Here is a 12,786-nt window from a genome sequence, read left to right as displayed (position 1 = left end):
ATAAAAAAGTGGGTGATAGAGCAATTCAGAGCCATCAAAATTAATGAAATACAGTATACAGTTTTTTCTTTTAACACATTTCAAATTCCTTCAAAAATGGTATAATAGTAACATCACAAAATTGGAGAGAGACCATGAGTTTTTACAATCATAAAGAAATTGAGCCTAAGTGGCAGGGCTACTGGGCAGAACATCATACATTTAAGACAGGAACAGACGCATCAAAACCTAAGTTTTATGCTCTTGATATGTTCCCTTATCCATCTGGAGCGGGTCTGCACGTAGGACACCCAGAAGGTTATACCGCAACCGATATCCTCAGCCGTTACAAACGTGCGCAAGGCTACAATGTCCTTCACCCAATGGGTTGGGATGCTTTTGGTTTGCCTGCTGAGCAATATGCGATGGATACAGGGAATGACCCAGCGGAATTCACAGCAGAAAACATTGCCAACTTTAAACGCCAAATCAATGCGCTTGGATTCTCTTACGACTGGGATCGTGAAGTCAATACTACAGATCCGAACTACTACAAATGGACGCAATGGATTTTCACTAAGCTTTACGAAAAAGGCTTGGCCTATGAAGCGGAAGTACCAGTAAACTGGGTTGAGGAATTGGGAACAGCCATTGCTAACGAAGAGGTTCTTCCTGACGGAACTTCTGAGCGTGGAGGCTATCCAGTTGTCCGCAAACCAATGCGCCAATGGATGCTCAAAATCACGGCATACGCAGAGCGCTTGCTCAATGACTTAGATGAACTAGATTGGCCAGAGTCTATCAAGGACATGCAACGTAACTGGATTGGTAAATCAACTGGTGCTAATGTAGCCTTTAAAATTAAGGGGACAGATAAGGAATTTACAGTCTTTACTACTCGTCCGGACACCCTTTTCGGTGCGACTTTCACTGTCTTAGCTCCTGAACATGACTTGGTTGATGCAATCACAAGTTCAGAGCAAGCAGAGGCAGTAGCAGACTATAAACACCAAGCCAGCCTCAAGTCAGACTTGGCTCGTACAGACCTTGCCAAAGAAAAAACTGGTGTTTGGACTGGTGCTTATGCCATCAACCCTGTCAATGGCAAGGAAATTCCAATCTGGATTGCGGATTATGTTCTCGCTAGTTACGGGACAGGTGCGGTTATGGCTGTTCCTGCCCACGACCAACGTGACTGGGAATTTGCCAAACACTTTGACCTTCCAATCGTAGAAGTGCTTGAAGGTGGAAACGTTGAAGAAGCTGCCTACACAGAGGATGGCCTTCATGTCAATTCAGACTTCCTAGATGGATTGAACAAAGAAGATGCTATTGCCAAGATTGTGACTTGGTTGGAAGAAAAAGGCTGTGGACAAGAGAAGGTTACCTACCGTCTCCGCGACTGGCTCTTTAGCCGTCAACGTTACTGGGGTGAGCCAATTCCTATTATTCATTGGGAAGATGGAACTTCAACAGCTGTTCCAGAAAGTGACTTGCCACTTGTCTTGCCTGTAACCAAGGATATCCGCCCTTCAGGTACAGGGGAAAGTCCATTGGCTAACTTGACAGACTGGCTCGAAGTGACCCGTGAAGATGGTGTCAAGGGTCGTCGCGAAACCAATACTATGCCACAGTGGGCTGGTTCAAGCTGGTACTACCTCCGTTATATTGACCCGCATAATACTGAGAAATTGGCTGATGAGGATCTTCTCAAACAATGGTTGCCAGTAGATATCTATGTGGGTGGTGCAGAGCATGCTGTTCTTCACTTGCTTTACGCTCGTTTCTGGCATAAATTCCTCTATGACCTCGGTGTTGTTCCGACTAAGGAACCATTCCAAAAACTCTTTAACCAAGGAATGATTTTGGGAACAAGCTACCGTGACCATCGTGGGGCTCTTGTGGCAACCGATAAGGTTGAAAAACGTGACGGTTCTTTCTTCCATGTGGAAACAGGGGAAGAGTTGGAGCAAGCACCAGCCAAGATGTCTAAATCGCTCAAGAACGTTGTTAACCCAGATGATGTGGTGGAACAATACGGTGCTGACACCCTTCGTGTTTATGAAATGTTTATGGGACCACTTGATGCTTCAATCGCTTGGTCAGAAGAAGGTCTGGAAGGAAGCCGTAAATTCCTTGACCGTGTTTACCGTTTGATTACGAGTAAGGAAATCCTTGCAGAAAACAATGGCTCTCTCGACAAGGTTTACAACGAAACAGTTAAAGCTGTCACAGAGCAAATCGAGTCTATGAAATTCAACACAGCTATTGCCCAACTTATGGTTTTTGTCAATGCTGCCAACAAGGAAGACAAACTTTATGTAGACTACGCCAAAGGCTTTGTTCAGTTGATTGCACCATTTGCACCTCACTTGGCAGAAGAACTCTGGCAAACAGTTGCAGCAACAGGTGAGTCAATCTCTTACGTGACTTGGCCAACATGGGATGAAAGCAAATTGGTTGAAGACGAAATCGAAATCGTTGTCCAAATCAAAGGAAAAGTTCGTGCCAAACTCATGGTTGCTAAAGATCTATCACGTGAAGAATTACAAGAAATTGCTCTAGCGGATGAAAAAGTCAAAGCAGAAATTGATGGTAAGGAAATCGTGAAAGTGATTAGTGTACCAAATAAATTGGTTAACATTGTTGTGAAATAAGATAGGAATCCTTCAGAGTAGAATCTGGAGGATTTTTTGAATCTTCTTATGAAAGTATGATATACTATGGGCAACTATAAAGTTTGAAAAGTGAAACAAGGAGAATACTATGCCAGTAAATGAATATGGTCAAATGATTGGGGAGTCAATGGGAGGTTATACTCCAGGTGAATTGCCTTCTATTGATTTCTTAGAAGGGCGATATGCTCGAATAGAAGCTCTTTCAGTGGAAAAGCATGCGGAGGATTTATTAGCTGTTTATGGTCCGGATACTCCTCGGGAGATGTGGACCTACCTCTTTCAGGAACCAGTAGCAGATATGGAGGAGTTGGTCAGCCTTTTAAATCAGATGTTGGCTCGTAAGGACCGTTTTTACTATGCAATCATAGACAAGGCAACTGGTAAGGCTTTGGGAACTTTTTCTCTCATGCGCATTGACCAGAATAACAGAGTAATAGAAGTGGGAGCTGTCACTTTTTCTCCAAAACTCAGGGGGACAAGGATAGGGACAGAAGCCCAGTATCTCTTGGCTCGCTATGTCTTTGAGGAGCTTAACTATCGTCGTTATGAGTGGAAATGCGATGCTCTTAACCTGCCATCCAGACGAGCTGCGGAGCGTTTGGGCTTTATTTATGAAGGAACTTTCCGTCAGGCAGTGGTTTATAAAGGGCGTACGAGGGATACGAATTGGTTGTCTATAATTGATAAGGATTGGCCCAAAGTAAAATCTCGTTTGGAAACATGGTTGCGTCCTGAAAATTTTGATAAAAATGGACAGCAGTACAAGAGTTTGAGAGAGCTTTAAGAGGTGTTGAGATGATTACTATTAAAAAGCAAGAAATTGTCAAGCTAGAGGATGTTTTGCATCTCTATCAGGCTGTCGGTTGGACAAATTATACCCATCAACCAGAGATGCTGGAGCAGGCCTTATCTCATTCATTAGTAATTTATCTGGCACTTGATGGTGATGCTGTAGTGGGCTTGATTCGTTTGGTTGGAGATGGTTTTTCATCAGTTTTTGTACAGGATTTGATTGTTTTGCCTAGCTATCAGCGTCAAGGGATTGGTAGTGCCTTGATGAAAGAGGCTTTAGAGTATTACAAAGATGCCTATCAAGTCCAGCTGGTGACAGAAGAGACAGAAAAAAACGTGGGATTTTATCGTTCTATGGGCTTTGAAATCTTATCCACCTATAATTGTATAGGAATGACTTGGATGAATCGAGAAAAATAATAAAACTTGTTTTTCTTAAGCAAAGTTTAAGGATGGTCTAGTATTATATAGTTATTAAATAAAGACCTCCTAACTTTATTTAATGAAATCCTAAAACTTTTTTCATCATAATCTCCTAATGAAGCCACCCAATCAGGTGGCTTTTTTGTGGGGTGAGGTGATGGTAATAGAAATTTTTTGAAAAATGGTAGAATTTGAAAAAAGTTAAGCTAGTTTTAAGCTTTGTCTTGTATCATATAGTTATTAAATAAAGACCTCCTAACTTTATTTAATAAAATCCTAAACTTTTCTTTTTCATAATAATCTCCCTTAACTCCACCCAATCAGGTGGAGTTTTTTTGCTCTATTTCAGGCTTTTCGGAAGTTTTCTAAATATCATTTTTCAATAGCTTTCTCTAAATCTTATAAACTTTATTGGACAGATTCTAAAGTTGGAGAAGCTGAATGGATGAGGATGTAAACCTTTGACAAATTTTGTGAACTATGGGATAATAAAAGAGAATTAAGTATTGTGTCTATATCATAGGCTAGAAAAGACCCCAAGCTCACGACCAAATAAGCTTGGGGTCTTTTTGACACTATTTGTCCTTGTTTAGCCATTTATCGACTAAGCGAAGAACGACACCGACCACAATTGGTCCGATGATAGTTTTAAGTATTGTATCCATCATGGGCTATCTCACCTCCTTTCGTAGGCGGTGTAGCAGTGCCGTAGAATATTATACCACATACGTGCTAAACTCAGGAGTCACCCAATCGGGTGGCTTTTTTGTTTGTGGCTTGGTTTTTTGATATAATAGAGCCATGAGTAGAATTTTAGATAATGAGATAATGGGGGATGAGGAGTTGGTAGAACGCACGCTCCGTCCTCAGTACTTACGTGAATATATTGGGCAGGACAAGGTCAAGGATCAGCTCCAAATCTTTATCGAAGCTGCCAAAATGCGGGATGAAGCGCTGGATCATGTCCTCTTATTTGGGCCTCCAGGCTTGGGAAAAACGACCATGGCTTTTGTTATTGCCAACGAACTAGGTGTCAATCTCAAGCAGACTTCGGGTCCAGTCATTGAAAAGGCTGGTGATCTGGTAGCGATTTTGAATGACTTAGAGCCTGGAGATGTCCTCTTTATTGATGAGATTCATCGCTTGCCTATGTCGGTGGAAGAGGTGCTTTATAGTGCCATGGAGGACTTCTACATTGATATCATGATTGGGGCTGGTGAAGGCAGTCGCAGTGTTCATTTGGAGTTGCCACCTTTTACCTTGATTGGTGCGACGACTCGGGCAGGTATGCTCTCAAATCCGCTACGGGCACGTTTTGGGATTACGGGGCATATGGAGTATTATGCTCATGCTGACTTGACAGAAATTGTTGAGCGGACGGCAGATATTTTTGAGATGGAAATCACTCATGAGGCAGCATCCGAGCTGGCCTTGCGTAGTCGAGGAACCCCTCGTATTGCCAATCGTCTCCTCAAGCGCGTGCGCGATTTTGCCCAGATTATGGGAAATGGGGTTATCGATGATGTTATTACCGATAAGGCTTTGACCATGCTGGATGTTGACCATGAAGGTTTGGACTATGTGGATCAAAAAATCCTTCGAACCATGATTGAGATGTACGGTGGTGGTCCTGTTGGTCTAGGAACTCTTTCTGTTAACATAGCAGAAGAGCGTGAGACTGTCGAAGACATGTATGAGCCCTACTTGATTCAAAAAGGTTTTATCATGCGGACACGGTCTGGACGGGTGGCGACTGCTAAGGCATATGATCATTTAGGTTATGAATACAATGAAAAATGAGCAAGAAATTATAGAGGCTTTTAGAGAAAATCCGGATATGATGGCTATTCTGACCATCATCCGTAACCTTGGTTTGAAAGATTCTTGGTTGGCAGCAGGTTCTGTCAGAAATTTCATCTGGAATCTCTTGTCAGACAGATCAGCATTTGATCTTGAAACAGATGTAGATGTGATTTTCTTTGATCCAGATATTTCTTATGAGGAAACCTTGTCCCTAGAGAAAAAGCTGAGAGAGGACTTTCCACAGTACCAGTGGGAATTGAAAAATCAAGTCTATATGCACCAGCATAGCCCTCATACTGCTCCCTATACCAGTTCCCGTGATGCCATGAGTAAGTATCCAGAACGGTGTACGGCAGTTGGACTGCGCTTGAATGAAGAATCTGATTTTGAATTCTATTCCCCTTATGGTTTGGAGGATATTTTGAATTTTCAAATTCGTCCAACTCCTCATTTTTTAGAGAATGAAGACCGAATGGAACTTTATCGAACACGTCTATCCAAGAAAAATTGGCAGGAGAAATGGAAAAATTTGATTTTTAAAAATACTTAAGGAAACTTTAAGCTAGGAAGTGTATACTAAGTCCATAAGTTAAGAAGACCTTAACTTAAACTCCTAAAACTTTTTCATAATAATCTCCCTATAAAATAGAGTCGCCCAATCAGGCGACTTATTTTTTTGAAAAATGGGCTTTGTGCCTGAGAATAAATAGCTTAGTGATAGAAGAAAATAGGGAAATATGGTATAATGAAACGATAGATTTTTGAATAGGAATAAGATCATGTTTGGATTTTTTAAGAAAGATAAGGCTGTGGAAGTAGAGGTTCCGACACAGGTTCCTGCTCATATCGGCATCATCATGGATGGCAATGGCCGTTGGGCTAAAAAACGTATGCAACCGCGAGTATTCGGACACAAGGCGGGCATGGAAGCATTGCAAACTGTGACCAAGGCAGCCAACAAACTAGGCGTTAAGGTTATTACGGTCTATGCTTTTTCTACGGAAAATTGGACCCGTCCAGATCAGGAAGTCAAGTTTATCATGAACTTGCCAGTAGAGTTTTATGATAATTATGTCCCGGAACTGCATGCGAATAATGTTAAGATTCAAATGATTGGGGAGACAGACCGCCTGCCTAAGCAAACCTTTGAAGCTTTAACCAAGGCTGAAGAATTGACTAAGAACAACACAGGATTGATTCTTAATTTTGCTCTTAACTATGGTGGACGCGCTGAGATTACACAGGCGCTTAAGTTGATTTCCCAGGATGTGTTAGATGCCAAAATCAACCCAGGTGACATCACAGAGGAATTGATTGGCAACTATCTCTTCACCCAGCATTTGCCTAAGGAGTTACGAGACCCAGACTTGATTATCCGTACTAGTGGAGAATTGCGTTTGAGCAATTTCCTTCCATGGCAGGGAGCCTATAGTGAGCTCTATTTTACGGACACCTTATGGCCTGATTTTGACGAAGCGGCCTTGCAGGAAGCCATTCTTGCCTATAATCGTCGTCATCGCCGATTTGGAGGAGTTTAGGAGGAAATATGACTCAGGATTTACAAAAAAGAACCTTGTTTGCAGGGATTGCCCTGGCTATTTTCCTACCAATTTTGATGATTGGGGGACTCTTGCTGCAGATAGCAATTGGAATCATAGCCATGCTAGCCATGCATGAACTTTTGAAGATGAGAGGTCTAGAGACCATGACGATAGAGGGCCTCTTGACCCTCTTTGCAACCTTTGCCTTGACCATTCCCTTGGAGAATTACCTGACTTTTTTACCAGTTGATGGGAATGTTGCTGCTTATAGTGTTTTGATTTCAATCATGTTAGGAACGACTGTTTTTAGCAAGTCCTATACGATTGAGGATGCGGTTTTCCCTCTTGCTATGAGTTTCTATGTGGGCTTTGGTTTTAATGCTCTATTAGATGCTAGAATTGCAGGTTTAGATAAGGCTCTATTGGCCTTGTGTATTGTTTGGGCGACAGACAGTGGTGCCTATCTTGTTGGTATGAACTATGGTAAGCGAAAATTAGCTCCGACCGTTTCTCCAAACAAAACCTTTGAGGGTGCCTTGGGTGGTATTTTAGGTGCGATTTTAGTAACCATCATCTTTATGATAGTTGATAGTACAGTTGCTCTTCCATATGGAATTTACAAGATGTCCGTCTTTGCTATTTTCTTTAGCATTGCTGGACAATTTGGTGATTTACTAGAAAGTTCGATCAAGCGTCACTTTGGTGTCAAGGATTCTGGGAAATTTATCCCTGGACATGGTGGTGTTTTGGATCGTTTCGATAGTATGTTGCTTGTATTTCCAATCATGCACTTGTTTGGACTCTTTTAATCAAAAGACGGAGGAAATACTATGCTCGGAATTTTAACCTTTATTCTGGTTTTTGGGATTATTGTAGTGGTGCACGAGTTCGGCCACTTCTACTTTGCCAAGAAATCAGGGATTCTAGTGCGTGAATTTGCCATTGGTATGGGACCCAAAATCTTTGCTCATATTGGCAAGGATGGAACGGCCTACACCATTCGAATCTTGCCTCTTGGGGGCTATGTTCGCATGGCCGGTTGGGGTGATGATACAACTGAAATCAAGACAGGAACTCCTGTCAGTTTGACGCTTACTGACGATGGTAAGGTTAAACGCATCAATATCTCAGGTAAAAAATTAGATCAGACGGCTCTCCCTATGCAGGTGACCCAGTTTGATTTTGAAGACAAGCTCTTTATCAGGGGCTTGGTTCTGGAAGAAGAAAAAACATTTGCAGTGGATCACGATGCAACGGTTGTGGAAGCAGATGGTACTGAGGTTCGGATTGCACCTTTAGATGTTCAATATCAAAATGCGACTATCTGGGGCAAACTGATTACCAACTTTGCAGGACCTATGAACAACTTTATCTTAGGTGTCGTTGTTTTCTGGATTTTAATCTTTATGCAGGGTGGCGTCAGAGATGTTGATACCAACCAGTTCCATGTCATGCCCCAAGGGGCCTTGGCTAAGATGGGAGTGCCAGAAACGGCACAAATTACCAAGATTGGCTCACATGAGATTAGTAACTGGGAAAGTTTGATTCAGGCTGTGGAATCAGAAACCAAAGATAAGACGGCCCCGACCTTGGATGTGACTATTTCTGAAAAGGGGAGTGACAAACAAGTCACTGTTACACCCGAAGAAAGTCAAGGTCGTTACCTTCTAGGTGTTCAACCGGGGATTAAGTCAGATTTTGTATCTATGTTTGTAGGTGGTTTTACAACTGCTGCTGACTCGGCTCTCCGAATTCTATCGGCTTTGAAAAATCTGATTTTCCAACCGGATTTGAACAAGCTAGGTGGACCTGTTGCCATCTTTAAGGCAAGTAGTGATGCTGCTAAAAATGGAATTGAGAATGTCTTGTACTTCTTGGCAATGATTTCCATCAATATCGGGATTTTTAATCTTATTCCGATTCCAGCTCTGGATGGTGGTAAGATTGTACTCAATATCCTAGAAGCCATCCGCCGCAAACCATTGAAACAAGAAATTGAAACCTATGTCACCTTGGCCGGAGTGGTCATCATGGTTGTTCTGATGATTGCTGTGACCTGGAATGACATCATGCGACTCTTTTTTAGATAATCGAGGAATATTATGAAACAAAGTAAAATGCCTATCCCAACGCTTCGCGAAATGCCAAGCGATGCTCAAGTTATCAGTCACGCTCTTATGTTGCGAGCTGGTTATGTTCGCCAAGTTTCTGCAGGTGTTTATTCTTATCTACCACTTGCCAACCGTGTGATTGAAAAAGCCAAAAACATCATGCGCCAAGAATTCGATAAGATTGGTGCGGTGGAGATGTTGGCTCCTGCTCTTCTTAGTGCAGAATTGTGGCGCGAATCAGGTCGTTACGAAACCTATGGTGAAGACCTTTACAAACTAAAAAACCGTGAAAAATCAGACTTTATCTTAGGTCCAACTCACGAAGAAACCTTTACAGCTATTGTCCGTGATTCTGTTAAGTCTTACAAGCAATTGCCACTCAACCTTTACCAAATCCAGCCTAAGTATCGTGATGAAAAACGTCCGCGTAATGGACTTCTCCGTACACGTGAGTTTATCATGAAGGATGCTTACAGTTTCCACGCTAACTATGATAGCTTGGACAGTGTTTACGATGAGTATAAGGCTGCTTATGAGCGTATTTTTACTCGTAGTGGTTTAGACTTCAAGGCTATCATTGGTGACGGTGGAGCTATGGGGGGTAAGGACAGCCAAGAATTTATGGCTATTACACCTGCTCGTACAGACCTTGACCGCTGGGTTGTCTTGGACAAGTCAGTTGCCTCATTTGATGAAATTCCTACAGAAGTGCAAGAAGAGATTAAGGCAGAATTGCTTAAGTGGATGGTTTCTGGTGAAGATACCATTGCTTACTCAAGTGAGTCTAGCTATGCGGCTAACTTGGAAATGGCAACAAACGAGTACAAACCAAGCAACCGTGTTGTCGCTGAAGAAGAAGTGACTCGTGTTGCAACGCCAGATGTTAAGTCAATCGATGAAGTTGCAGCTTTCCTCAAGGTTCCAGAAGAACAAACAATTAAAACTCTCTTCTACATGGCAGATGGTGAGCTTGTTGCGGCCCTTCTAGTTGGAAATGACCAACTCAACGAAGTTAAGTTGAAAAACTACTTGGGAGCAGATTTCTTTGACGTTGCTAGCGAAGAAGAAGTGGCGAATCTTGTTCAAGCAGGTTTTGGTTCACTTGGCCCAGTTGGTTTGCCAGAGAATGTTAAAATCATTGCAGACCGTAAGGTGCAAGATGTTCGCAATGCAGTTGTCGGTGCTAACGAAGATGGCTACCACTTGACTGGTGTGAACCCAGGCCGTGATTTTACTGCAGAATATGTGGATATACGTGAAGTTCGTGAGGGTGAAATTTCTCCAGACGGACAAGGTGTTCTTAACTTTGCGCGTGGTATCGAAATTGGTCACATCTTCAAACTCGGCACTCGCTATTCAGCAAGCATGGGAGCAGATGTTTTGGATGAAAATGGTCGTGCTGTGCCAATTATCATGGGATGTTACGGTATCGGTGTCAGCCGTCTCCTTTCAGCAGTGATGGAGCAACACGCTCGCCTCTTTGTTAACAAAACGCCAAAAGGTGAATACCGTTACGCTTGGGGAATCAACTTCCCTAAAGAATTGGCACCATTTGATGTGCACTTGATAACTGTCAATGTCAAGGATGAAGAAGCACAGGCCTTGACAGAAAAGCTTGAAGCAAGCTTGATGGGAGCTGGTTATGAAGTCTTGACAGATGACCGCAACGAGCGTGTCGGTGTTAAATTTAGCGATAGTGACTTGATTGGGTTGCCAATCCGTATCACTGTTGGGAAGAAAGCGACCGATGGCATCGTAGAAGTCAAGATTAAAGCGACTGGTGACACCATCGAAGTTCATGCAGATAACTTGCTTGAAACGCTTGAAATCCTCAGCAAGAAATAAAAACTATAATCAGAAGAAAAACAAGGAAAAAATGTAACTAGTTTTTACCTTGTTTTTTCTGTATAATGGGAAAAATGAGTAGATAAAGAGGTAAATGTATGCTAAGATTTCCAAAGGATTTTGTCTGGGGATCCTCTACTTCTGGACCACAAACAGAAGGACGTGTAGCTGGTGACGGTAAGGGAGATAATCTCTGGGATTATTGGTACCAAGTGGAGCCGAATCGTTACTATAATGGGATTGGTCCAGATAAGACATCGACCTTTTATGAAAACTGGGAAAAGGATATTGAGCTACTGTTAGAAACTGGTCACACGGCTTTTCGGACTTCTATTCAGTGGTCACGGATTTTTCCACAAGGGCATGGGGAAGTCAATCATCAAGGTGTATACTTTTACCGTAAGGTTTTTGAGGCTATTAAGGCCGAAGGGATTCGTCTTTTAGTCAATCTTTATCATTTTGATTTGCCTTTTGCCCTTCAAGAGGATGGTGATGGTTGGGAAAATAAGGCGACTGTTTCAGCCTATGAAGACTATGCTCGTTTTTGTTTTGAGACTTATGGAGATTTAGTGGATCAATGGCTTACCTTTAACGAGCCAATCGTTCCAGTAGAATTTGGATATTTTTACGATGCCCATTATCCACATAAGGTGGATGCAGAGGCAGCCGTTAAAGTAGCTTATCATACACAATTGGCCAGCAGTCGGGCGGTTAAGGCCTGTCATGAACTCTTGCCTGATTCCAAGATTGGGATTGTCCTCAACTTGACACCGGCTTATCCACGTAGCCAGCATCCTGCTGATGTCAAGGCTGCTCGCATTGCGGATCTTTTTCAGGCCCAATCTTTCTTAGATCCGTCTGTTTTGGGGACTTATCCACAGGAGTTGGTAGAAATCTTGCATGAACAAGGTCTCTTGCCTGATGCTACAGAGGAGGAGTTGGAACTCATTCGTGACAATACGGTGGACTTCCTTGGTGTCAACTACTATCAACCTTTGCGTGTTATGGCGCCTCGATTTGCTAAGCATCCAGAGAGTCCACTCTTACCAGAACATTTTTACGAGCCTTATGTGATGCCTGGACGTAAAATCAATCCTCATCGTGGCTGGGAGATTTATGAGCAAGGGATTTATGACATTGCCCAAAATATCAAGGAAAATTATGGTAATATCGAGTGGATGTTGACAGAGAATGGTATGGGTGTTGAAGGAGAGGAAAAATTCCGTCAAGATGGGATGATTCAAGATGATTACCGTATTGACTTTGTAAAAGGTCATCTTCGTGAACTTCACCGTGCTATTGAAGATGGAGCCAACTGTAAAGGATACTTAATCTGGACCTTTATTGACTGTTGGTCATGGCTCAACAGCTATAAAAATCGCTACGGTTTGGTCGAACTAGACTTGGAAACGCAAGAACGTCGTCTGAAGAAATCAGGGCACTGGTTCAAGGAATTAAGCGATAATAATGGATTTTAAAAAGGACTCTGACTGATTATCCTAATTGGTCAGAGTTTTTTATTTATAAGAAGTTGATATGAACTATACCAATTTTTACTCTTGACAAGTGAAAGAAACAAGTATATACTGTTTTTGCTGATTCTATAAAAGAGGA

Annotated in this window: 11 protein-coding genes; 10 read left to right on the top strand and 1 reads right to left on the bottom strand. The window is 42.3% G+C overall.

What is annotated here, in order from left to right:
• Window positions 1–134: 134 nt before the first annotated feature.
• From leuS to OC530_RS03995, 3 genes are all read left to right on the top strand, one after another.
• Window positions 135–2,636 carry a leucine--tRNA ligase gene (gene leuS, locus OC530_RS04005; protein WP_262079700.1) on the top strand — a complete coding sequence of 834 codons (2,502 nt, stop codon included), beginning with the start codon at window positions 135–137 and terminating at the stop codon, window positions 2,634–2,636.
• Between the two features lie 109 nt (window positions 2,637–2,745).
• Window positions 2,746–3,441, top strand: a complete 696-nt coding sequence (locus tag OC530_RS04000) for a GNAT family N-acetyltransferase (protein WP_262079698.1) — start codon at window positions 2,746–2,748, stop codon at window positions 3,439–3,441.
• Window positions 3,442–3,452: 11 nt separating this feature from the next.
• On the top strand, window positions 3,453–3,869 hold the full coding sequence (locus OC530_RS03995; RefSeq protein WP_173274977.1) for a GNAT family N-acetyltransferase: 417 nt from the start codon (window positions 3,453–3,455) through the stop codon (window positions 3,867–3,869).
• A 578-nt stretch (window positions 3,870–4,447) separates the two neighbouring features.
• Here the strand turns inward: OC530_RS03995 and OC530_RS03990 are convergent.
• Window positions 4,448–4,540: a type I toxin-antitoxin system Fst family toxin gene (locus OC530_RS03990; protein ID WP_000969509.1), complete on the bottom strand. Its 93-nt coding sequence runs from the start codon at window positions 4,538–4,540 to the stop codon at window positions 4,448–4,450.
• 133 nt (window positions 4,541–4,673) lie between these two features.
• Between OC530_RS03990 and ruvB the strand changes: the two genes are divergently transcribed.
• The 7 genes from ruvB (at window position 4,674) to bglA (ending at window position 12,650) form a co-directional block, all read left to right on the top strand.
• On the top strand, window positions 4,674–5,672 hold the full coding sequence (gene ruvB, locus OC530_RS03985; protein WP_125443323.1) for a Holliday junction branch migration DNA helicase RuvB: 999 nt from the start codon (window positions 4,674–4,676) through the stop codon (window positions 5,670–5,672).
• Window positions 5,653–6,225, top strand: a complete 573-nt coding sequence (locus OC530_RS03980) for a nucleotidyltransferase family protein (RefSeq protein WP_262079688.1) — start codon at window positions 5,653–5,655, stop codon at window positions 6,223–6,225. Before ruvB ends, OC530_RS03980 begins: the two co-directional genes overlap by 20 nt.
• Window positions 6,226–6,454: 229 nt before the next feature.
• Window positions 6,455–7,213, top strand: a complete 759-nt coding sequence (locus OC530_RS03975) for an isoprenyl transferase (protein ID WP_000466722.1) — start codon at window positions 6,455–6,457, stop codon at window positions 7,211–7,213.
• 8 nt (window positions 7,214–7,221) lie between these two features.
• On the top strand, window positions 7,222–8,025 hold the full coding sequence (locus tag OC530_RS03970; protein WP_262079685.1) for a phosphatidate cytidylyltransferase: 804 nt from the start codon (window positions 7,222–7,224) through the stop codon (window positions 8,023–8,025).
• Between the two features lie 21 nt (window positions 8,026–8,046).
• Window positions 8,047–9,306, top strand: coding sequence for an RIP metalloprotease RseP (rseP, locus tag OC530_RS03965; RefSeq protein WP_262079683.1), 1,260 nt, complete (start codon window positions 8,047–8,049; stop codon window positions 9,304–9,306).
• 12 nt (window positions 9,307–9,318) lie between these two features.
• Window positions 9,319–11,172, top strand: coding sequence for a proline--tRNA ligase (locus tag OC530_RS03960; RefSeq protein WP_262079681.1), 1,854 nt, complete (start codon window positions 9,319–9,321; stop codon window positions 11,170–11,172).
• Window positions 11,173–11,270: 98 nt separating this feature from the next.
• Window positions 11,271–12,650, top strand: a complete 1,380-nt coding sequence (bglA, locus tag OC530_RS03955) for a 6-phospho-beta-glucosidase (protein ID WP_262079679.1) — start codon at window positions 11,271–11,273, stop codon at window positions 12,648–12,650.
• The last annotated feature ends 136 nt before the right edge of the window (window positions 12,651–12,786 follow it).

This window comes from Streptococcus sp. Marseille-Q5619 (genome assembly GCF_946901205.1).
In the GTDB taxonomy this organism is placed as follows: domain Bacteria; phylum Bacillota; class Bacilli; order Lactobacillales; family Streptococcaceae; genus Streptococcus.
The sequence above is the reverse complement of the archived record's forward strand: the minus strand, read 5'-3'. Positions and strand labels throughout refer to the sequence as shown.

Excerpts from the sequence above, each read along its gene's own strand:
- leuS (WP_262079700.1), top strand. The coding sequence starts at position 135 with ATGAGTTTTTACAATCATAAAGAAATTGAGCCTAAGTGGCAGGGCTAC.
- OC530_RS04000 (WP_262079698.1), top strand. The coding sequence starts at position 2,746 with ATGCCAGTAAATGAATATGGTCAAATGATTGGGGAGTCAATGGGAGGT.
- OC530_RS03995 (WP_173274977.1), top strand. The coding sequence starts at position 3,453 with ATGATTACTATTAAAAAGCAAGAAATTGTCAAGCTAGAGGATGTTTTG.
- OC530_RS03990 (WP_000969509.1), bottom strand. The coding sequence starts at position 4,540 with ATGATGGATACAATACTTAAAACTATCATCGGACCAATTGTGGTCGGT.
- ruvB (WP_125443323.1), top strand. The coding sequence starts at position 4,674 with ATGAGTAGAATTTTAGATAATGAGATAATGGGGGATGAGGAGTTGGTA.
- OC530_RS03980 (WP_262079688.1), top strand. The coding sequence starts at position 5,653 with ATGAATACAATGAAAAATGAGCAAGAAATTATAGAGGCTTTTAGAGAA.
- OC530_RS03975 (WP_000466722.1), top strand. The coding sequence starts at position 6,455 with ATGTTTGGATTTTTTAAGAAAGATAAGGCTGTGGAAGTAGAGGTTCCG.
- OC530_RS03970 (WP_262079685.1), top strand. The coding sequence starts at position 7,222 with ATGACTCAGGATTTACAAAAAAGAACCTTGTTTGCAGGGATTGCCCTG.
- rseP (WP_262079683.1), top strand. The coding sequence starts at position 8,047 with ATGCTCGGAATTTTAACCTTTATTCTGGTTTTTGGGATTATTGTAGTG.
- OC530_RS03960 (WP_262079681.1), top strand. The coding sequence starts at position 9,319 with ATGAAACAAAGTAAAATGCCTATCCCAACGCTTCGCGAAATGCCAAGC.
- bglA (WP_262079679.1), top strand. The coding sequence starts at position 11,271 with ATGCTAAGATTTCCAAAGGATTTTGTCTGGGGATCCTCTACTTCTGGA.